The sequence below is a fragment of the Kroppenstedtia sanguinis genome, assembly GCF_050433445.1.
Lineage (GTDB): Bacteria > Bacillota > Bacilli > Thermoactinomycetales > DSM-45169 > Kroppenstedtia > Kroppenstedtia sanguinis.
This window is the reverse complement of record NZ_JBNPXF010000002.1, coordinates 160,953-180,272: the sequence shown is the minus strand read 5'-3', so window position 1 is coordinate 180,272 and position 19,320 is coordinate 160,953. Positions and strand designations below refer to the sequence as shown.

Here is a 19,320-nt window from a genome sequence, read left to right as displayed (position 1 = left end):
CGATGGAAGCGATTGTCGTCAACAATCTGACCAAGTATTTCCGGAAAGCCTATGATAAAACATTGAAAGGTTTCTTCATCTCGTTGGTAAAAGGGGAAAAACGTTATAAAGAATTTACGGCTTTGAATGGTGTTTCCTTCCAAGTGAACCAGGGGGAATCCTACGCCATCATCGGAAAAAATGGAGCGGGGAAAAGTACACTGTTCAAGGTGCTGTCCGGAATCATTCATCCCGATTCTGGCGAGGTGAAGATTCAAGGAAAGGTGGCCCCTCTGATTGAGTTGGGAGCAGGTCTCTCCCGAGATCTGACAGGTGCAGAAAATATTCGCTTGAATTGTGCGATCTTTGGCTTGGATAAAAAACGGATCGCTGAAATGTATCCAAAGATCGTGGAGTTCTCCGAACTGGATGAGTTTATCAATACACCAGTCAAATTCTACTCATCGGGAATGAAGGCCCGATTGGGTTTTTCCATCGCCATCCACATCGATGCGGACATCATTCTGATCGATGAAGTGTTGGCGGTTGGGGATAAGGACTTTAAGCAAAAATGTTATGCCAAGATGGAAGAACTTCGCGATTCGGGAAAGACTTTAGTCATCGTCTCCCACAGTCTGAAACCCTTGCGCCGAATCTGTGATCGGGCTTTGATCTTGGAGCAGGGCCAGGTGCAGGATGTGGGAACCATCGACGAGATGATCGATAAGTACCAGGATGAAAAGAAAACAAAGAAAAAAAAGAAAGGAGCGTGATGGTTCTTTGAGTGGGGACCGGGCTAAATTCTCTTTAGAAGATGTAAAGGAGACTTACAAGAAAAAGGATGCTTGGTGGACGGTATTGCTCGTGGATCCTGTTGCCTCACGCTTGATCGTGCCCACGGCGAACCATACGAACATCACGCCCAATCAGCTTTCCCTGTTCTCCTTTGCATTGGGAATGGTATCCGTTTATTGTTTTTTTCAGGGGCACACCACGGCTCTGGTGGTAGGTGCCATCTTATACCATATCAGTTTCATCATTGACTGTATGGATGGAAAAATTGCCCGCCTGAAAGGGACGGGTTCCACCTTCGGGGTATTGTTGGATATCAGTTTGGACCATATTCGGGTCGTTCTTGCTGCGGCAGCCCTCACCTATAGCCAGTTTCAACTTACGGGGGATGTCGTCTACCTGTATCTCGGTTTTTTGTTCTTGGCAGCGTATTGTGCACGCCATATCAATGCCCTTCAGTTGTACAAGTTGCGGCGGGAGATGCGGGGCAAACTGCGTAAAGCCAAGCGCAAATTGAAACGGACCGGCGAAGCCGCCGGCATCGTCATCGATATTCCGAAAGAAACTGCGACCGGGGTGGAGCAAGAGACGGACAAACCGGAAGAAGAGGAAGATGAAACTGAGCGGGATCACGAAACGGTGAACACCGAATTGACGCAGAAGAAAAAGTTTGATCTGCAACAGGAGTTCAAGTCGAAGTTCACCACTTACATGAAAATCAGGGAATTCTTCCTGAATAAGCGGATTCGAATGCATCTGTTTAGTGGGATTGAATTCCAGATGTTTGTGTTTGTTGTGGCGCCGATCTTTGGAATTATAAAAGAGGCCATCTTTTTCGGGACGATCTTGCTGCTGGCCTTTGAAGCTGCTATCCTGTATAAAATCTGGTTGTCCACCAAGGACTTCCAGCGGGAACAGGACAAGATTGAAACAGCCACGGCAGTGATTGAAGCTACTCTTCCCTCTGAGGAAACAGAGGCAGTTGGGAATCGTTAACTAAAAAACGGACCCCCTGATCCATCAGGGGGTCCGTTTTTTATCCGAGGGAATCCAGACTCATCGTCAGTTTTTCCCCCTGGATACTGAGAGCTCCCAAGGGAACTTCAAACCACCAAGCGCCTTGTGTCTTTTTAACAGGGGTGTAGCCGGCTCGTTTGAGGTTACGGGCCATACCCCAACTGGCTGTATAGACTAAGGCGGTTTGTCCCGCTTCGTCAAATTGGATCACGGTCTCTTTTTCTTCTTCGGTCAGAGACATACTTTCTCACTCTCCTCTGTGGAAACATCTCGATCATACGTTCCCCGTGCTGTATATCATAACATGATTCTTTTGGATTGCCACCGATCTACCGGATGGCAGAAAGGAGAAGCAAATCTTCCTTTCTTCTAAAATAAAGGGGAGGCAGGGGAAGATTCAAGGGAAATTTTTTGAAGAAGTGAATAAAAAAATAAAAAACTCCGCCCTGGACAGCGGAGTATGGTAAAAAAGGGGGTTAGGTTTGTTTCACACTGAGGGTCCGAAAACCCCGTCGATTCAGGTTTTCACGGATCGCTTTCACCTTCGATGTAGGCGCGAGTTTCAACAGGATCCGTCGAGCTGCGGCTTCTCCCGCATCGAAAGTGGTAACGGAAATAATATTTACCTGGTAAGGCTTTAAAGCCTCCAACAGGAGTTCCAGTGTATAAGGGGAGTCCGTGACGACCCCGAGCAAGATCCGGATCCCTTTGATCCCATACCCCATGGCGACGGCCATGGCTGATTCAATATCCTTTATTTTTACAATTCCCGCCAAGGTGGAATCCTTGGGATCCACGATGGGGACAAATGGATGGCGGATCACCAAGGGCAGTGTTTCCTCAAAGTCACTGTCCAGATCGAGTGATTGAATCGGCTCCACCAGTCGCACAATCGGTTGATTGCGAAAAGAAGTCTCCCATCCCTTCTGCTGTTGAAGGGATCGGAAAATGGTTTTGTACCCGGTGATTCCTGCCAAGCGCTCCTGATCATCCACGACGGGAGCGGAATCCAAGCCCTGTTGTTCCAACAGATCCAAGGTTTCTTGGACCGTGGCGTTTAGTGAGACCGTTGCCAATGCGGAACGGGGAGTCATGCAATTGCGGATAAACATGTGTACTCAATTCCCCCTTTTTTGGTCACCCCAATATATGTTGGTTCCAAAGGGGGAATGTGGGTTTCGTAGCGGAAAAGACTACCGATTTTTATTTCGACGGCGAAATAGGTTGATGACCAGCCCCAATACCACCAAGGAACCCACCACGGTCAGGATGACAAAGGAGTAATCGTTCCATTTGTCGTTAAGAGCCCACATCTGTTCCAAGACTTACCCCTCCTGTCGATCCAGAGTGTTCATGTGCCGCGGTCCGGTATTCCGGGTGGAGATTCCCATGGCGAATAGCATGGGACAAAAACGGGTGATTCCCTCCGCCACTTTCATCGCGGACAAACCGGCCACCATCAGCGGCATCAGACCGAAGGGGCGCTGAGCTAGCCGGGCGATCCCCCAGGCCAGTCCGGTCAAACCGAAGGTGATTCGCATCAGTGCATCCCATGTTCCTACGTTTTTTTGCATCATCCTTCACCTCCCCTAGTGGATGTTTTCGCTCTTATTATGATCAGCAGTCTGTCCCCTATACGGAGGACGGTCTCGAATGGGTTGTGGTAGCATGGAAGTGAAAAATGGAGCAGAGAGGAGAAAGATCATTGACCCACCGGATTCGACGGCAAGATTTGGAGAAATTGATCGCAACTGCGACAGGAAAAAGGTTGCCTACCTGTGTGCTTGCAGGGGGTCGGGTGCTCAATCTGTTCACGGGAGAGCTAGAACTTGCCGATGTGGCCCTTTATGGTGAGCGGATCGCCTATGTAGGGGATTTAAAAAACGGGGGAATCCAACTCCCTGATTCCCACAGGGTCATCGATGTCACCGACAAGGTGCTGGTGCCCGGGTACATCGAACCTCACGCCCACCCCTTTCAGTTGTATCATCCCGTCACTCTGGCTCAAGATGTTCTCAAGAGAGGGACCACCACCCTGATCAATGACAACCTGCTCTTTTTCACCCGTATGGACCCGGAGCATTGGACTCGGTTATTGGCGGAGCTGGATCGCCTCCCGGTCAAGATGTTGTGGTGGGCACGGTTAGATGCCCAGTCTCATCTGAATGAGGATTCCCGGTATTTGTTTAGCGGGGACCGGGTGGCTGAGGAATTGAGGCGCTCTTCTGTGGTGCAGGCCGGGGAGTTGACGGACTGGATCTCTTTGTTGGAGGAGGATGAAAATCAGACTCGCTGGGTGAGTGAAGCGAGGAAAAGGGGCATCCGGGTGGAAGGGCACGCCCCTGGAGCTTCCTTTCGCACTCTGTCTCGTCTGGCGGCGGCAGGGGTGACCGGGGATCATGAGAGCATCTCAACGGAGGAGGTGTTGGATCGCCTGCGATTGGGCTATATAACGACACTGCGGCATAGTTCCTTGCGTCCAGATCTGCCAAAACTGATCCAGGGATTGCTCCAATGGCCAGGGGAGATTCCTTGGCAGCGGCTGATGTTGACCACGGATGGTCCCACACCTCCCTATCTTCGCGCTGGGTTTGTGGATTATGCTTTGAAAACAGCGATGGAAGCTGGCTGTCCGCCGGTTCGTGCTTATCAGATGGTGACTCTGAATCCGGCAAGTTACTATCGTGTAGATGAGCATCTGGGAGCTATTGCGCCAGGGCGGATTGCGGATATCAACATTCTCTCTTCCTTAGAGGAACCGGTGCCGGAGAGAGTGCTGGTCGATGGGGAACTGGTAGCGGAGGCGGGCTCTCTCCTTTGTACCTTTCCCGAAGTGGACTGGGCAGGATATCCCACTCTCCAGCTACGATGGAAGGGGTGGGTTCGTCCTAAACATCTGGATAAGCTCCCACAAGCCTCAGAAGGCAAAATTCCCGTTCTCCGGTTACTCAATCCGGTCATCACCAAGCTGGAGTGGAGAGAGTCCCCAACAGGGAGCGGGTGGCACCTTCCTTTGGGTGAAGCGGAATTGTTGGTGGCTCTGGCGGATCGAAAGGGGAAGTGGATCACCAAAGCGGTGGTGAAAGGGTTCGGCCGCGATATTGACGGCTTGGTCAGCACTTATAACGGATCGGAGGATTTGTTGCTGTTTGGAAGGGACCCAAAAGCGATGGCTCGTGCTGCGAACCGTGCTCTGGAACAAGGGGGAGGGATTACTTGGGTGCAAAACGGGGAGGAAGTGTACAATCTTCCGCTTCCGCTGGCTGGAAAAACGAGTCTGCTCCCCATGAGTCAGCTGATCCCCCAGACGGAGGAATTTCTCCGTCGCATGAAAGAACACGACCATCCTTTCCATGATCCGATCTATACCTTTCTCTTTCTTTCTTCCACCCATTTACCCCAGGTCCGCCTGACCGCAGATGGTTTGATGCAGATCAAGGAAAAAAAGGTGTTGGTTCCTGCAGAGCGGTTGAGTTGAATGGAAAGGCCGGAGAGGTCCGCCTAACGCCAAATGAGTTTCACTATCTGACCCTTCAAGATCGATGAATATTGTGATTTACTGCCTTTGCAGAGGGCCTGGACGGAGCCTCATATGATTTTTTCGTTGTTCTATCGATCCAAAATCACTTCAGGTGCAACCCCACCCTCCCTTCATCGGGGGAGCGAAGCGACCTTAGGACGATTTTTTCACAACGCTTCTAGTGAGGCAGCTCTTTGGGGAAAATGGGTGCCAAGTGGATGAAAGGATACGGATAGACCCTGTCGAACCATTAAATAAGAAACCTTGAAATCGAGTATTCAATCAGTAAACACTGCATCACGATACGCTCAAAGGGGGTTCCAATTCCGAGGGAGTGTGGTAAGATGCGATACAGGGTCTGGGTCGGAGTGGGAGTGCTTTTATGGATGGTGGCCGGCTGTTCACTGCCGGGAGTTCTTTCCCCCGACAAAGAGAGCGATAGGGAACGGGAGACGCAGACGACCCATCCGTTGACGGGCGAAGTGATGAAACAGAAGGCAGAGGGCCCCCTCTTGATGGTGATGGTGAATAACCATGCTCAGGCGAGGCCTCAGTCGGGATTAAGCCAGGCGGACCTGGTGGCAGAGGTTCTGGCAGAGGGAGAGATCACCCGCTTCGCTGCCTTTTACTATGGGGAAAGCAAAGGGGTTGTGGGCCCGGTTCGAAGCGTCCGGCCTTATTTCCTCGACCTGGCCCAAGGACCTGAAGCGGTGGTGGCCCATGCTGGCGGATCTCCGAAAGCTTTACTGCGAATTCGTAAAGAGGGGCTTCCCAGTCTGGACGGCATTCACGGGGACAACCGTTGGTTTCGACGCGTAGACTTTCGCCAATCTCCCCATAATCTCTATACCGATCTTGAACAGTTGTGGAAAGGGGTCAAGCAAAAAGGGGTTGATGAGAGCACTGTTGAAAGCCCTTACATTTTCAACCGTAATGAGCCTGATAAGGGAAGAGTGGCATCTCATATCGATTTGAAATATCATCGACTGTACCGAGTGGGGTATCGCTATCATCCGGAAACCGGCCGTTACATCCGCTATACCCAAGGGAAAAAACAGGTGGATCGGGAGAAGGGGACACCTCTGGCTATGGACAATTTGTTGGTGATCCGCGCACCTCACCGAATCATCGATTCCTCCGGTCGCAGAGAGGTGGGAATCACCAATGGGGGTGAAGGGGTGCTCTTTCGCGGTGGCAAAGCTTGGCCACTGCGCTGGGAATACAGACAGGGCTGGATTCTGCCGTTGATCGATGGAAAGCCGGCACCCTTTGCCCCCGGAAAGACATGGATCAATGTCCTGCCGGTGGAGGGAGGGCTTGAATACAGCAAATAGGAGGAGGTCGGCAAAGTTTGTCGAATTTCCTATTTTAAAGGGGTAAAGTGCGGTTTGTCAGGGAAAAGGGGGATCGGGATGCAATTGGACAAACTGAGACAAAAAGAAGTAGACAATTTATTTGCTGCAATTTTGACGTTAGACAACATTGAAGAGTGTTATCGTTTTTTTGACGATCTGTGTACAGTGGGTGAGATCAAATCTTTGGCTCAGCGGTTGGAAGTGGCTCGGATGCTGGAAGAAGGGTTCACTTACAACCGGATTGAGGAGGATACGGGTGCCAGTACGGCGACCATTTCCCGGGTGAAGCGTTGTCTGCACTATGGGACCGACGGTTACACCATGGCTCTGGATCGACTGAAGGAACAACAACCAGATGAAGGTGCACAAAAATAATCGCCGGGGAGCTTGCTCCCGGCGTTTTTTAATATGTGATGACGGGACCAGAGCTGTTGATGAACCCTGAAGTGGATGATGAGAACGAAGCGATCCATCGCCCCCATCGTAAAATATGGCTCAAGGGGACGGGGATGGTGGCTTCCTGATGGTCAGACTTGGAGCGGCCAGTTTTCATTTCCTTGCCGGATGGCTACGGTCGCCTGGGTGAACAGGATCTCTCGACCTAAAATATGGATAATCAATACCCATGCTGTGTGACTTCCACCTTCGCGAATGTTATTCCTCGACGGCGACGCCGGTAGTTTTTAAATATCCGAAGGCAACGATTTTACTAAACTGAGATGCAACTTCATCTTCAGGAAGCGGCTGATCGTTTTTAAGCCACCAAATGATAACCCCCATGAAAGATGATACAAGGTATTCGAGTAGCAATTCCTTGGATATCTTTCTCTGATCAGACCAACCCTTATTTAGTTTATCTTTAATGATATTTTCCATTTTTGCACGAAACTGATATATTCTATTTTCTCCAATTAACATGGCATGGTAAAAAGGAGTGTTGTGCGAAATATGCTCCAGTACAGATTGCATGACGGTTTCGAGCCTAGAGATACTGAAAGGATCCATGTTAATTGGACAATGAACGATGACGTCCTTTATTTCGCTCAACAACTCATCCATGCATCTATTTAATAAGTCAGGTTTATTTTCGTAGTGGAGATAAAAAGTGTTTCGATTGATCATCGCCCGATCGGCAAGATCTTGGATCGTGATCGCTTCATAATCCTTTTCCTGAATAAGCTCATAAAACGCCTTTCGAATCGATTGTCTAGTACGCAGTATTCTTAAATCGGTTTTTTTGTTCATCCTTTTCGTTCCCCCTAAATGAAATTTGAATCGTTAAGCGACAAACCTTTATAGATTGCATTTTATCTTTCAAAAATAGAAATATTGGACATTGATTGATGTAATAACCATTATTATAATGAGCAATAGATAAATAAACAATATGTAGTTCATTATTTATCTGATGACTAATTGAAAGGAGGTATATAAAGAGGGCGGAGGATTGTTTTTGCTCGGACGGATCTGAGATCCATTCGATCGATCCCAAACTGGAATTTTAACCTTTTATAAAATAAGGAGGAAACTCTAATGACATCAGACAATCAAAATGAACTTATCCGTAAGGCAATCGCTGTGCTGGAAAGTATGGAGAGCGGCAACCCCGAAGCGATTGTGGCTTACATTCATCCAGATAAATATGTTCAGCATAACCAAGCTTTACTCGATGGCCGTCAGGCTATGTTGGATGCACTTGATCATTTAAAGGAAATGGGTACAAAGGTAAGCATTAGGCGAGCTTTAGTCGATGGAGATTATGTTGCCCTTCATTCCCTATATGATTTTCACGGTCCCAAAATTGTCTTTGATATTTTCCGTTTTGAGAATGGACTGATCGTCGAACATTGGGATAATTTGCAGGAAGCGGTGGAAAAGACACCAAGCAATCATACGATGATCGACGGACCGGTCACGATTCAGGAGATCGACAAGACTGATGAGAACAAAGTATATGTTAAAAGTTTTGTCGAGAATATCATGATGGGGAAGAACAGGGACTTGCTTACCTCTTATTTTTATGGGGATCACTACATTCAGCATGATCCAGATATTGCAGACGGCCTTTCCGGTCTCCTCGCCTCGGTGCAGGCCATGGAGGAGCAAGGCATTGAGATGCAATATACTCATATTCATAAGGTGATCGGTCAAGGCAATTTTGTGCTTACGGTGAGTGAAGGTCTTATTGATGGTGAGCCTACTGCATTCTACGATTTGTTCCGCGTGGAGAATGGAAAAATTGCCGAGCATTGGGACGTAATCGAGGCCATCCTGCCGTTGGAGAAACGAAAAAATGCGAACAGTAGATTTTGAAGTTCGTGTAACTGAATCGCATAGAAGACATCGCCGACTTGAATGACGGCGATGTCTTTCATATCACGAAAGTACTTGGGTGATCCACTTTATTATCAAAGGAATAAAAGAAGCGTTTTTGTAGAGCAGGGATGTTTTTGTTGATTGCGATTCAGTGCGTGTGGCTGAACCAGCCATATTCTTTAGGAATCCTTTCGCGAATGAACATTGTGGTGAAGAGACAAGGAGTAGAAGATCATGAAAATGCTGAAACAAAAAATGATGTGGCTGGGAGCGGCGATTGTCCTGGTCGTGTTTATCATATTTGGGGCGGCCATGTTGGGGACAGTTGGATCGAAGCCAAAGGAGCTCCCGGTGGCCCTCGTTGTCCTTGATCAGCCGACGGAGCTGCCGACTGGAGGAACTTTTTCGGTAGGGGAGGAGATCCGTGAGAAATTGACGTCGAACTCGGCACTGCCCTTCGTCTGGCATGTCGTGGATTCCGAGGGAAAAGCCCGGAAAGGGATGGATAACGGCGAATATTATGGAGCGTTGCTGCTTCCGGCGGATCTCAGTAGCGGATTGCTCTCGTTAGCAACTCCCTCGCCGGCTCCCCCTGATGTGAAGATCATCGTCAATGAGGGGATGAATACTCAAGCCTCGACGGTTGTAAGACAGGGATTGGGGCAAGCTATGAAAACGATCGGTGGGGAGCTGTCGCAACAGCTGCTTGGGCAGATCAGGCAGAAAACAGGGGGGAAAATTCCGGTTGAGATGACTCAGGCTTTAATGACACCGGTGAAGGTTCAGGAGGAAGTTGTGCATCCGCCAGGGGTGAACAATGCGTCGGGGAATGCGCCGGGTTTGTTGACCCAGATGATGTATATCGGATGTCTGGTGACCGCAATAGTCTTGTTCCTGACTGGCAAAAAAGCGGTCGCCGCGGGTTCAAGGAGGTGGACGGTCAGCGCGCTACAAGCGATCGCGGGACTGGCGATTGTTGGCATGGCGTCGGGCTTAACCATATGGATGGCTTCATCGTGGTACGGCATGGAATTAGCGAAGGCGGGAGAGACTGGGTTGTTCTTATGGCTGGTCGGGTCGGCGTTCTTCTTGTTGCAATCTTCTTTGCTGAATTGGATCGGATTCCCGGCTATGCCGTTACTCGTACTGTTGATGTTCTTCTCCGTGCCGTTGCTGAACATGGCTCCGGAGTTCTTATCACAGACGATGCGAGATTGGATTTATTCGTGGACGCCGTTACGGTTCTCGGCAGAAGGGTTGCGGGAAGTGATGTACTTCGGCGGGTTGGGTGCGGTTGGTTCAAATGCTTCCGTCTTGTGGGGTGTCGTGGGTGTATTTTTGGTCCTGCTGCTCGCTTCCGGATTTAAGGCAGCTCGAGGGACAGATGCAGTGTCTACCTCTGTTACAGAGGGTTAAAAATAAAGTAAGAGCAACCCATGTTGCATTGTCGAGATTCATGTGGTTTGATCGGTTGGTTATACGAAATCAGATGACTCCCTTCTGCTGCCTATTTTCTGGTGCCTGAGTTCAAATGATTAAAAGGCGACATGGTCTGGACCCTTCAAGTAGACAATGAAAAAAGAACGGTTATGTGGCGACTTTTTTCCCGATGTTCGACAGAGGAAAGGTCGCCCCATTTTTTTTCTGGAAATGCTCTTTGTAGTAATGTATTTTTCGACAACTTTGTAGACTTCCTCAAAAGTCTACTGTGCCAAGGAGTGATGATGGCGCAGTTCATCGATCATGGCAAAACAATTGCTTTTGGAAATCACTCCCCAGATTTAGATGACGCTTTTTATTATTTTCCCGTCTCCATGTTATATCTAGTTGTGTTTCTTAATTATACAAAAAAGCACCCTATTGGTAGATTTATTTGGTGTCTACTTAATAGGGTACATTATATTGAGCATTAGGCTTTTTAATATTGAAATTTCCTCAACGTTGTAAATCCGCATTTTTTTCTGATGCTACCATGATATTTGGTTAAGCTGTCTGTTCGTTCTTTCTCGGCAATAATTGATGAGTAGCAATTGCGGCGACTCCAACAAAGGCAGCCGTTACTCCAATCAACAAAGCTATACCGCCGACGGGATATAAAATACTACCGATCATCGGTGCTGTTGCCATACCCAAATAACGGACAAAGTTGTAGACCGCCATCGCAGTTGCTCGCTCTTGAACGAATTCTGCCGATAATAAGGTTGGCAGCACAGGCATTGCCAGTCCACTTACAAAACCGGTAAGCATTAATGCAATAAGTAATGTTATAAGCGAAAGCTGGGCGGCAAAAATAAAAATAACAAGACTGGCCACGATAAAAGAGCTGACCCAAAACAGTGATTTTACAGAACCAATTTTGGTTTGAAGTTTTCCGCTGAGTTTACTACCAACAAGATTAAAGGCCATTAACACCAGGGAAAAAACACCGATAGTGGCAGCGCCCAAATTATATTGGGACTCCAATATCGTGGGTAGAAATACAACCAACGTGTAAAAGAGATCATAAAGAACGAAACCGCACAACAACACGACACGACCGGTTTTGCTTTGAAAAATCCGTCCAAATGCTTTTAGTCCAAGCTGTTTTCCTGTGGTAGTTAAAATTGTCGGCATGGTTTCGGGTAACAAGAACAAGGCAGTAAACATAATGAGAACAGCACTTGCCGCCGCAAAACCAAAGGCGCCAGTGTACCCGGATACAGATCCGATCAGGCCGCCAATCAGGGGCCCAACAGCAGGGGATATCCCCAATATCATTTGGTATGTGGCCATACTTTCAGCCCGCTTTTCACCTTCAAATACATCTCCGATCATGGTTGCAGCAACCAGAGGTACTGCAGCCGCACCGATTCCTTGAATGACGCGGAAAACGAGAAGCATGTCAATAGAGAAAGAAAACATACATCCAATCGTAGCCAGTACATAGATAATCATCCCGGTAATTAGAATTCTTTTGCGGCCGCTGCGATCGACGATAGGTCCAAGCACAACCTGCATCACGGCCATCGCGACCGTAAATAAAGTAACTGTGAGGTTAACCAATGATAAAGAAGTGTGAAGATCACGCTGAAGGTCGGGGAGCAATGGAACATACAAACTTTGGCCGAGAGAAACAATCGCGGCGGAAAGTCCAAGCACTAATAAAATCTTTCGTTTGTTCATAAGGATTCCTCCTATCCTTTGTTGACTGGTTGTCAGTCATTGTGTAAAATAAGTTTATAATGTTGACTGACTGTCAGTCAACATGTATTATTAAAAATATGACAGGAGTGAACAAAAAGGAGACCTATCATAATGCCGAGAATTTCTAAAGACCCGCAGGAACGCAGAGATGAGATTTTGAATGCCGCGATCAAGTTGTTTGCCACAAAGGGGTATGAGCATACCTCCGTCAGAGATATCGTCAAGAAAGTTGGAGTTGCGCAGGGAACGTTCTACTACTATTTTCAATCCAAAGAAGAAATCATCAATGCCGCATGTGAACGCACCTTGGCCTCACGACTCGAAAAAGTGAAGCACTTAGTCGAAAGTACTCAATGGAATGCTTTAGAGAAGCTTACACGGATCTTTACGGAAGCTTCTCCGAATGAACAAGATGTGGACGTACTTGAATACATTCATCAAGAAAACAACAGCACAATGCATCAGAAATGGATTGTTGCCGAAATTATGGCCTTACTTCCCTATGCAAAACAAATCGTTAGACAAGGTGTAGAAGAAGGAGTATTCAATGCACACCAACCAGAACTAGCTGTAGAATTTTTACTGGTGGGCACTTCCTTCTGGTTGGACAAAGGGATTTTTTCATGGAATGAACAAGAATATATAGAGAAAAGGCAAGCATTGACTGATATTATCGATCGTTTGCTTGTCAGTGATCCTCACGCTTCTCTCGACTCTAAATAATTTAAAGGAAGGCAGGAAAACATGATGACTCCAACAAATACTGTTCTGGATTTTAACGAGGTTATTCATGGACGCCGTACCATTAAAAAATACAATCCGGAAGTAAAAATTAGCCGAGAGGAAATGAGCCAAATATTGAAGGAGGCAACGCTTGCGCCGTCAGCGTTCAATTTGCAGCCCTGGCGGTTTGTTGTCATTGAAAGTCAGGATGCCAAGGAGAAGTTGCTTGAGATTGCACCGTTTAATTCGACACAAGTTATTACCTCTTCAGCGGTCATTGCCGTGTTTGGTGATCTCGAGTTTGCGAACCGCGCCGATGAAATATACGGTAGAGCGGTGGAACTCGGCCACATGCCGCAGGAGATTAAGGAAAAAATCCTTTCAACTGTCGTACCGTTATTTGACAGTTTCTCTGTTCAAGAAAAGCGCGAATCCGTAATGGTTGACGGCGGACTTGTCACTATGCAATTATTGCTAACAGCTTACGCACATGGCTACGCCACCAATCCGATGTCTGGATTCAACAAAGAAAAAATTGCAGAAGCATTTGGGCTTGATGCCACGCGTTACATCCCAATCGTTATTATTTCTATTGGTAAAGCGGCGGACGAAGGCCGTCCTCCCGTTCGACTGCCAATTGATGATATCACCCAATGGAAATAATCCAAATAAAGCTGGATAGACGGGTCCCAGTATTTAGTCTATAATATTCACAAATCCGAAAGCATCGGTCGACAAGAGGGTGCCCCTTAGGTCACAAAAGTGACCTAAGGGGCACCCCTTTTTACTTTGAAAACCAAAAAGAGACCGTCCTTTGGAAAAATGGGGACGATAGGTGGTTTCTTTCCAGTTTCCTTCTTAATAATCTCCAGAAACTCTTCAAGTAAATCAAGACCTTCGATAGTATGTAAAGCTCTTACTATATAGTTTACTCTTCTTATCAAAGACTTTTCTAGCCAGACATGTGAAGGGCTGGACAGATCGTTTTTGTTACAGAAATTACATAGAAAATACTACTTTATAAAAAGTAGCAAAAGGATTCCGCAATCGATTCATTCCGTAGATTTTGCTACTGTTTTTCTATAAAAACATGAAATCGCTCCGAAAAACCTTCTAAAAAAATGATATTTATCATTTCAAAGAAGTGATGTACATAACTACTGGTCCCGTCGGCTTTTCGATATGCTCTTAATACAATAAATCAAGGAGGCACAAGGAATAATGAGAAAAGGTTTATTAATCGGTTTATATGTGGGAGCAGGGCTGTTGATTAACCAGAAAATGGTCGGCGGAAGGGAGTCGTGTGCTACCAAAGCGACCTTTGCGCCACAGGCACTACAATCTCGATGGGCTGAAGCCCTGGAATAAAGGTAGCCATCCTACCCAGCGGAGAAGTCTTACGAGAGGGCGTTTAGGGGCAATATCTTCCCTGTGTTGCTTCCGTAAGGCTTTGCCCCTGCCTGATCGGAAGATTTGGAGCGGCCAGTTTTCACTTCCTTGCCGGATGGCAACCCGAGCGTGGTAGAACACGATCTCCCCACCTAAAATATGGCTAATCAACACGCCTGATGTGGGAGTTATTTCGGGGGCTACCGGTGTTGCCACAGCTTACCTGTTAGGTGCTGTGACAGGCCTGTGGTTATGATCTCCATTGCGGTTGCTTCGATCATCGCAAATATCGCCGGGGCAATGATTTTCGTAAAGTGGTTTCGAAAAACTGCTAGACCTTCAGCCTATTATGTTCTACTAACAGGAGGTGTCACTCTGTTGTCGTCGCTCAATGTTTTGGCTAATCCCCCTGCAGATAAATTCGGAGTTATTGCACAGCCGGTGCATGTCGTGGTCTTCTTACTTTCGATCTGGTTGGTTCCGATGTGGTTAAAACGCAAGAAGCAGACCCAAATTCCCGGGATCCCGATTACCAACGAAAGAGGTTAAGGTTAATGGCTCAAAGCCATTTGGTATGATAGAGAAAAACGATGGAGGTGGTGAGAAATGGCTCGCGTCAGACTACCGTGGGAAACAATGATGTTGCTTCCTCCATTGATTTCTATGATTATTTTTCCACAACAGACGGGGTACAACTATCTATTGTTTTTTATAATCGCAACGGCTCATTTGATCAGCATTATGAATGCGAAACACCGAACCTTTTTCATCATTGTTCAACTGGTCACGATTGCTTTATGGGGGGCTTTCTTGAGCCCATGGGAATTGAGCTTCGGCTTTTATCCCGCATTGGTGATTGGCAAGTACCCATCCTACCGCAAAATTACTGGAATGACTGTACTCATGGTTGCGCTTTTTGCCGGGTCAGCCGGGTTCTATTTCTTGCGAGAGTCGAATCCATTGTACCTTGGCTGGTATTCGATTCTTCTCATTCTTTTCTGGCTACCCTATATGGTGAGAATGATCCGGAAATCACATGAAATGAAATTGGGGCTACAACATGCCAATGATGAAATTTCCCGACTGATTAAGAATGAAGAGCGCCAGCGAATCGCCCGTGATCTTCGTGATACGTTGGGTCATACCTTGTCTCTGATTACGTTGAAAGGTGAATTGGTGGAGCGGCTGATTCCCCGAAATCCCGACCAAGCCTCAAAAGAAGCGCGTGAAATCCAGAATATTTCAAGATCCGTTTTGTTGCAGGTGCGGGAACTGATCAGTGATATGCAGTCCATCGATCTTGACGAAGAGTGCCAGCGGGCGGCCAAAATTTGTGAGTCAGCCGGGATTTCATTCAAATTGGAACGCAATGATGAACTTGGTGAGGCCCCACCGATTATTCGAAATATCCTGAGCCTGTGTCTTCGCGAATGTGTCACCAACGTCGTGAAACACAGCGGTGCGCGCACTTGCACAATTCGACTTGAAGAAGACCCCGGGAGATATATTCTACAGGTGAGGGATGATGGGGTTGGCATAGCGAAGGAAAAACACGACCGGTTCGGTAGCGGCCTGCTAGGCATGAAAGAACGGTTGTTGCTGATCGAAGGAAAACTTGAAATGACAACCGGGGAAACAAAAGGGACGAAAATCACGATCGTCGTGCCAAAAGTTAAGAAACCAGCGATAACGGAGGGAATCTAATGAGAATCGTCATTGCGGAAGATCAAGGAATGCTACGGGGCGCGGTCAGCCAGTTGTTGGCCCTGGAAGAAGATATTGAAATTGTCGGGGAAGCCGACAATGGTAAACAGGCCCTACGGCTGATTCAGGAAAAAAACGCCGATATTGCCGTGCTCGATATAGAGATGCCATTGTTAAGTGGACTGGAGGCAGCGGAAAAGTTGAGGGATGAAGGCAGTGAATGCCGGGTCGCCATCGTGACCACCTTCACCCGAAGCGGGTACCTGCAACGTGCCGTGAAGGCCGGAGTAATGGGTTATTTGCTAAAAGATATGCCCGTGTCCGAATTGGCGGAAGCACTGCGAAAAATTCACGCGGGCAAGCGTGTCTTTAGCCCACATCTTACTTTTTCCATGATGGAAGAAATAAACCCACTTACGAAACGAGAATCCGAGATTTTGTTGCACCTGAAGAAGGGGGATTCAGTCAAAGAAGTCAGTAAGGCTCTCTATCTCTCTCCAGCTACGAACCGCAACTACATCTCTGAAATTATTCAGAAGCTGGGAGCGAGAAACCGAATGGATGCCGTCGCCATTGCCGAAAACAAAGGGTGGCTACCGGAATAACCTTTCATTTCTTATGAGAGAAGGAGAAAAAAATATGAAACATGTCATTGAAGTTGAAGGCTTGACCAAACAGTACGGGGAAACTCGAGCCGTACAGGGGGTTTCGTTTAAGGTCGAAAAAGGCGAAATTTTCGGTATCATCGGTCCAAACGGAGCCGGTAAGACCACAACCATTGAGATTCTGGAAGGATTGCGGAAAAGAGATTCCGGAAAGGTACATGTACTTGGCCATGACCCCGGCAAGGAATCCGACCGCTATCAATTAAATAAAAAAATCGGGGTGCAGTTTCAGGATACATCCATACAAGAGTTAATAAAGGTCAAGGAAGCGCTAAATCTGTTTGCCTCTTTTTATGACACACATCACGGCCTGGTGGACATCATTGAACAGTTACATTTGAAAAACAAACTCAATTCGTATTTCAAGGATCTTTCCGGTGGATGGAAACAACGGGTAACGCTCGCTTTAGCTGTTTTGCATCAACCCGAAATCGTGTTTTTGGATGAACCGAGCATGGGGTTTGATCCGCAAGCACGCCGCGAGTTGTGGGAAGTCATCCATACCCTGAAGGAACAAGGAACCACCATCCTCGTCACAACGCATTATATGGAAGAAGCCGAAAAACTTTGTGATCGGATCGCCATGGTATACGATGGCCGGATCCGGGCACTTGGAAAACCGAATGTGTTGCTAGAAGACCTAGCGACAAACTACCTAGCGTTTGAGAGTTTCGATGTGGATCCCGATGTATTGATCTCCCTGCCCAGCGTGATTCACGTGGAGAAATCCGGGGATCGGGTGAGAATTCAAACGGAGAATCTCCAGCGTTCTGCCTACCTGGTTTTAAAAGAATGTGAAGAACGCGGTTGGAAAGTGGCCGCATTCCGTTTCGAGCGAGGCACGCTGGAAGATTTGTTTGTCCACCTGTTAAAGGAGCGATCAACATGAATAAAATTGTGAAACTGTCGGTAATGGAAACAAAGTTATTTTTTCGAGAAAAAATGGCCGTGTTCTGGACCTTTTTATTTCCGGTTCTGATGATCTGGCTATTCGGAGAGATGTTCGGAAGCGCAAAAATCGGTGGAATGACATACAGCGATGCTTACATACCATCTTGGATTGCCGTGAACATCTTGACCACTGCGTTTTTCGGAATCGGGACGGTGATGGCCAACTATCGTGAAAAAGGCATTTTGCGACGCTATCAGGTCACAACCGTGCGGCCCTGGATGGTGTTAACGGCGCAAACCGTGCAGGGAACCGTCATTTTTACCATCAGCGCCGGAATTATTCTCATTTTTGGACACCTCGTCTTCAATTTACATGTACCGAAATATTTGGGAAGTACCTTATTGGCAATCCTATTAAGCCTGGCTGCCTTCTTCCCGTTCGGACTGTTGATCAATTCCATTGCCAAAAACGTTCGGACTGCTTCAGCCATCAGTTCACTTGCCTTGAATTTGATGATTTTTCTATCGGGAGCCACCTTTCCGCTCGAATGGATGCCAAACGTATTACGTGTTATCGCCCACCTCCTTCCGCTTTACTACGTCATTGATTTAATAAGGCAAACATGGAATTTCACACCGATTTGGGAGAATGGCGTGGATGTTGCGGTTCTTGTAGGTGTCGCCATTATATCTATCATTTTGTCCTCACGGTTTTTCCGCTGGAGCGGGGAATAAGATGATCATGTTTGAGGAATCTTTACAAAAAACGTTTTTTATTGGGCAAGTTGTAGCACAGGCTGTGGTGACAACACCGTATAGCCTAATCACAATCAGATTAGTGACATTGGAAGCACTACATGCGAACCGTTTACATGTTTTCCAACGTATCATTCATATCGTCATCTATTCTTGAGTTTGAAGGGCTAAACGTATGCCTAAGCCAATATAAATCACACCAACAATTTTCTCAACTTTACTAGCAAAAATGCCTGATGTTTTGAACATCTTTGCTCCAAGGAAACTTGTACAATAAGCCAAAAAGGAAGTGAATGCAATACTCATTAGTACAAACACAATACCCAGAACAAGAAGTTGTAATGTCACGCTACTTTCGCTATTTTGGATAAATTGAGGTAAAAATGCCAAAAAGAATAATGCTGTTTTGGGATTCAATATTTCCGCTAAAAAGCCTTGTTTAATTGATTTCCAACTCGAGCTTTTATTTATACACACAGACGTTTGTTCGAGGTTTGATTTTTCTTTTTGTTTAGTCTTTGTAAGTAACATTTGAATCCCTAAGTAAAATAAATAAAGAGCTCCGATATATTTGACGATTTCAAATGCTAAAGCAGAACTTAATAATATCGCTGATAACCCTAAAACAGCAAACAACACGTGAATACTATCCCCTAAGGCGATCCCACAAGCAGTCATAATACCATTTTTTCTTCCGCTTTTTATCGTTTGAGAAATTGTAATAATCACTGCAGGACCTGGGACTAAAAATAAAAGAAACACAACGACAATAAATGAAAACATGTTGTCACACACCTTTCTTCCATAAAAAATCATTTTCACAGGCGTGTTGATTAGCCATATTTTAAGAAGGAAATAAGATTGGGATGGTGAGACGGTGAAGAGCGAAAGGATCGTTTTGTTCCTATCATCCATTTTGTGGTTAATCAACAGCCCTGTCATTTTCGTTATAATGATATGCTAATCTCTCTCCAATGAATATCGAAATATTCCCTTTTATTATACAGAAAAACTGAAAAGCATGGTATGA

Annotated in this window: 21 protein-coding genes; 14 read left to right on the top strand and 7 right to left on the bottom strand. The window is 46.7% G+C overall.

What is annotated here, in order from left to right; translation table 11 throughout:
* Positions 1 to 2: 2 nt before the first annotated feature.
* Positions 3 to 752, top strand: a complete 750-nt coding sequence (locus tag JOD24_RS02495; protein ID WP_380167572.1) for an ABC transporter ATP-binding protein — start codon at positions 3 to 5, stop codon at positions 750 to 752.
* A 7-nt stretch (positions 753 to 759) separates the two neighbouring features.
* The gene (locus JOD24_RS02490; protein WP_380167574.1) at positions 760 to 1,767 is read left to right on the top strand and encodes a CDP-alcohol phosphatidyltransferase family protein; all 1,008 of its coding nucleotides are present in this window, start codon (positions 760 to 762) and stop codon (positions 1,765 to 1,767) included.
* 40 nt (positions 1,768 to 1,807) lie between these two features.
* Here JOD24_RS02490 and JOD24_RS02485 read toward each other — a convergent pair whose 3' ends face one another.
* The 4 genes from JOD24_RS02485 to JOD24_RS02470 form a co-directional block, all read right to left on the bottom strand.
* Positions 1,808 to 2,029 (bottom strand): hypothetical protein, encoded by a 222-nt coding sequence (locus JOD24_RS02485; protein WP_380167576.1) that lies wholly within the window; start codon positions 2,027 to 2,029, stop codon positions 1,808 to 1,810.
* Between the two features lie 235 nt (positions 2,030 to 2,264).
* The gene (locus tag JOD24_RS02480) at positions 2,265 to 2,900 is read right to left on the bottom strand and encodes a CBS domain-containing protein (protein ID WP_380167578.1); all 636 of its coding nucleotides are present in this window, start codon (positions 2,898 to 2,900) and stop codon (positions 2,265 to 2,267) included.
* 81 nt (positions 2,901 to 2,981) lie between these two features.
* Positions 2,982 to 3,101, bottom strand: a complete 120-nt coding sequence (locus JOD24_RS02475; protein WP_380167594.1) for an EYxxD motif small membrane protein — start codon at positions 3,099 to 3,101, stop codon at positions 2,982 to 2,984.
* Between the two features lie 12 nt (positions 3,102 to 3,113).
* On the bottom strand, positions 3,114 to 3,362 hold the full coding sequence (locus tag JOD24_RS02470) for a YgaP family membrane protein (RefSeq protein WP_380167580.1): 249 nt from the start codon (positions 3,360 to 3,362) through the stop codon (positions 3,114 to 3,116).
* A 131-nt stretch (positions 3,363 to 3,493) separates the two neighbouring features.
* On the opposite strand from JOD24_RS02470, the gene JOD24_RS02465 reads away from it, so the two are divergent.
* The 3 genes from JOD24_RS02465 (at position 3,494) to JOD24_RS02455 (ending at position 7,038) form a co-directional block, all read left to right on the top strand.
* Positions 3,494 to 5,266, top strand: a complete 1,773-nt coding sequence (locus JOD24_RS02465; RefSeq protein ID WP_380167582.1) for an adenine deaminase C-terminal domain-containing protein — start codon at positions 3,494 to 3,496, stop codon at positions 5,264 to 5,266.
* A gap of 386 nt (positions 5,267 to 5,652) precedes the next feature.
* Positions 5,653 to 6,642: a DUF3048 domain-containing protein gene (locus tag JOD24_RS02460; RefSeq protein ID WP_380167584.1), complete on the top strand. Its 990-nt coding sequence runs from the start codon at positions 5,653 to 5,655 to the stop codon at positions 6,640 to 6,642.
* A 78-nt stretch (positions 6,643 to 6,720) separates the two neighbouring features.
* Positions 6,721 to 7,038: a YerC/YecD family TrpR-related protein gene (locus JOD24_RS02455; protein WP_380167586.1), complete on the top strand. Its 318-nt coding sequence runs from the start codon at positions 6,721 to 6,723 to the stop codon at positions 7,036 to 7,038.
* A gap of 279 nt (positions 7,039 to 7,317) precedes the next feature.
* Here the strand turns inward: JOD24_RS02455 and JOD24_RS02450 are convergent, their stop codons facing one another.
* Positions 7,318 to 7,908 carry a TetR/AcrR family transcriptional regulator gene (locus JOD24_RS02450; RefSeq protein ID WP_380167588.1) on the bottom strand — a complete coding sequence of 197 codons (591 nt, stop codon included), beginning with the start codon at positions 7,906 to 7,908 and terminating at the stop codon, positions 7,318 to 7,320.
* A gap of 288 nt (positions 7,909 to 8,196) precedes the next feature.
* Between JOD24_RS02450 and JOD24_RS02445 the strand changes: the two genes are divergently transcribed.
* Positions 8,197 to 8,976 (top strand): nuclear transport factor 2 family protein, encoded by a 780-nt coding sequence (locus tag JOD24_RS02445; protein ID WP_380167590.1) that lies wholly within the window; start codon positions 8,197 to 8,199, stop codon positions 8,974 to 8,976.
* Positions 8,977 to 9,213: 237 nt separating this feature from the next.
* Complete coding sequence (locus tag JOD24_RS02440; RefSeq protein WP_429246263.1) at positions 9,214 to 10,395, top strand: YhgE/Pip domain-containing protein; 1,182 nt, start codon at positions 9,214 to 9,216, stop codon at positions 10,393 to 10,395.
* A 567-nt stretch (positions 10,396 to 10,962) separates the two neighbouring features.
* Here the strand turns inward: JOD24_RS02440 and JOD24_RS02435 are convergent.
* Positions 10,963 to 12,141 (bottom strand): MFS transporter, encoded by a 1,179-nt coding sequence (locus JOD24_RS02435; protein WP_429246262.1) that lies wholly within the window; start codon positions 12,139 to 12,141, stop codon positions 10,963 to 10,965.
* A gap of 132 nt (positions 12,142 to 12,273) precedes the next feature.
* Between JOD24_RS02435 and JOD24_RS02430 the strand changes: the two genes are divergently transcribed.
* The 7 genes from JOD24_RS02430 to JOD24_RS02400 all read left to right on the top strand — a co-directional run bounded on the left by JOD24_RS02430 (position 12,274) and on the right by JOD24_RS02400 (position 18,269).
* A complete protein-coding gene (locus tag JOD24_RS02430; protein ID WP_429246261.1) occupies positions 12,274 to 12,885 on the top strand; it encodes a TetR/AcrR family transcriptional regulator in 612 nt (203 codons plus the stop codon).
* 24 nt (positions 12,886 to 12,909) lie between these two features.
* Positions 12,910 to 13,548 (top strand): nitroreductase family protein, encoded by a 639-nt coding sequence (locus tag JOD24_RS02425; RefSeq protein ID WP_429246273.1) that lies wholly within the window; start codon positions 12,910 to 12,912, stop codon positions 13,546 to 13,548.
* A 978-nt stretch (positions 13,549 to 14,526) separates the two neighbouring features.
* Positions 14,527 to 14,823: a hypothetical protein gene (locus tag JOD24_RS02420; protein WP_429246260.1), complete on the top strand. Its 297-nt coding sequence runs from the start codon at positions 14,527 to 14,529 to the stop codon at positions 14,821 to 14,823.
* Between the two features lie 57 nt (positions 14,824 to 14,880).
* Positions 14,881 to 15,978: a sensor histidine kinase gene (locus tag JOD24_RS02415; RefSeq protein WP_429246259.1), complete on the top strand. Its 1,098-nt coding sequence runs from the start codon at positions 14,881 to 14,883 to the stop codon at positions 15,976 to 15,978.
* Positions 15,978 to 16,583: a response regulator transcription factor gene (locus JOD24_RS02410; protein WP_380166201.1), complete on the top strand. Its 606-nt coding sequence runs from the start codon at positions 15,978 to 15,980 to the stop codon at positions 16,581 to 16,583. The genes JOD24_RS02415 and JOD24_RS02410 overlap by 1 nt, the downstream gene beginning before the upstream one ends.
* A gap of 34 nt (positions 16,584 to 16,617) precedes the next feature.
* The gene (locus JOD24_RS02405) at positions 16,618 to 17,532 is read left to right on the top strand and encodes an ABC transporter ATP-binding protein (protein ID WP_380166203.1); all 915 of its coding nucleotides are present in this window, start codon (positions 16,618 to 16,620) and stop codon (positions 17,530 to 17,532) included.
* Positions 17,529 to 18,269 carry an ABC transporter permease gene (locus tag JOD24_RS02400; protein WP_429246258.1) on the top strand — a complete coding sequence of 247 codons (741 nt, stop codon included), beginning with the start codon at positions 17,529 to 17,531 and terminating at the stop codon, positions 18,267 to 18,269. The genes JOD24_RS02405 and JOD24_RS02400 overlap by 4 nt, the downstream gene beginning before the upstream one ends.
* Before the next feature lie 168 nt (positions 18,270 to 18,437).
* Here JOD24_RS02400 and JOD24_RS02395 read toward each other — a convergent pair whose 3' ends face one another.
* Positions 18,438 to 19,073 (bottom strand): LysE family translocator, encoded by a 636-nt coding sequence (locus JOD24_RS02395; protein WP_380166207.1) that lies wholly within the window; start codon positions 19,071 to 19,073, stop codon positions 18,438 to 18,440.
* Between the last annotated feature and the right edge of the window lie 247 nt (positions 19,074 to 19,320).

Excerpts from the sequence above, each read along its gene's own strand:
- JOD24_RS02495 (WP_380167572.1), top strand. The coding sequence starts at position 3 with ATGGAAGCGATTGTCGTCAACAATCTGACCAAGTATTTCCGGAAAGCC.
- JOD24_RS02485 (WP_380167576.1), bottom strand. The coding sequence starts at position 2,029 with ATGTCTCTGACCGAAGAAGAAAAAGAGACCGTGATCCAATTTGACGAA.
- JOD24_RS02480 (WP_380167578.1), bottom strand. The coding sequence starts at position 2,900 with ATGTTTATCCGCAATTGCATGACTCCCCGTTCCGCATTGGCAACGGTC.
- JOD24_RS02475 (WP_380167594.1), bottom strand. The coding sequence starts at position 3,101 with ATGTGGGCTCTTAACGACAAATGGAACGATTACTCCTTTGTCATCCTG.
- JOD24_RS02470 (WP_380167580.1), bottom strand. The coding sequence starts at position 3,362 with ATGCAAAAAAACGTAGGAACATGGGATGCACTGATGCGAATCACCTTC.
- JOD24_RS02460 (WP_380167584.1), top strand. The coding sequence starts at position 5,653 with ATGCGATACAGGGTCTGGGTCGGAGTGGGAGTGCTTTTATGGATGGTG.
- JOD24_RS02455 (WP_380167586.1), top strand. The coding sequence starts at position 6,721 with ATGCAATTGGACAAACTGAGACAAAAAGAAGTAGACAATTTATTTGCT.
- JOD24_RS02450 (WP_380167588.1), bottom strand. The coding sequence starts at position 7,908 with ATGAACAAAAAAACCGATTTAAGAATACTGCGTACTAGACAATCGATT.
- JOD24_RS02445 (WP_380167590.1), top strand. The coding sequence starts at position 8,197 with ATGACATCAGACAATCAAAATGAACTTATCCGTAAGGCAATCGCTGTG.
- JOD24_RS02440 (WP_429246263.1), top strand. The coding sequence starts at position 9,214 with ATGAAAATGCTGAAACAAAAAATGATGTGGCTGGGAGCGGCGATTGTC.
- JOD24_RS02435 (WP_429246262.1), bottom strand. The coding sequence starts at position 12,141 with ATGAACAAACGAAAGATTTTATTAGTGCTTGGACTTTCCGCCGCGATT.
- JOD24_RS02430 (WP_429246261.1), top strand. The coding sequence starts at position 12,274 with ATGCCGAGAATTTCTAAAGACCCGCAGGAACGCAGAGATGAGATTTTG.
- JOD24_RS02425 (WP_429246273.1), top strand. The coding sequence starts at position 12,910 with ATGACTCCAACAAATACTGTTCTGGATTTTAACGAGGTTATTCATGGA.
- JOD24_RS02420 (WP_429246260.1), top strand. The coding sequence starts at position 14,527 with ATGATCTCCATTGCGGTTGCTTCGATCATCGCAAATATCGCCGGGGCA.
- JOD24_RS02415 (WP_429246259.1), top strand. The coding sequence starts at position 14,881 with ATGGCTCGCGTCAGACTACCGTGGGAAACAATGATGTTGCTTCCTCCA.
- JOD24_RS02410 (WP_380166201.1), top strand. The coding sequence starts at position 15,978 with ATGAGAATCGTCATTGCGGAAGATCAAGGAATGCTACGGGGCGCGGTC.
- JOD24_RS02405 (WP_380166203.1), top strand. The coding sequence starts at position 16,618 with ATGAAACATGTCATTGAAGTTGAAGGCTTGACCAAACAGTACGGGGAA.
- JOD24_RS02400 (WP_429246258.1), top strand. The coding sequence starts at position 17,529 with ATGAATAAAATTGTGAAACTGTCGGTAATGGAAACAAAGTTATTTTTT.
- JOD24_RS02395 (WP_380166207.1), bottom strand. The coding sequence starts at position 19,073 with ATGTTTTCATTTATTGTCGTTGTGTTTCTTTTATTTTTAGTCCCAGGT.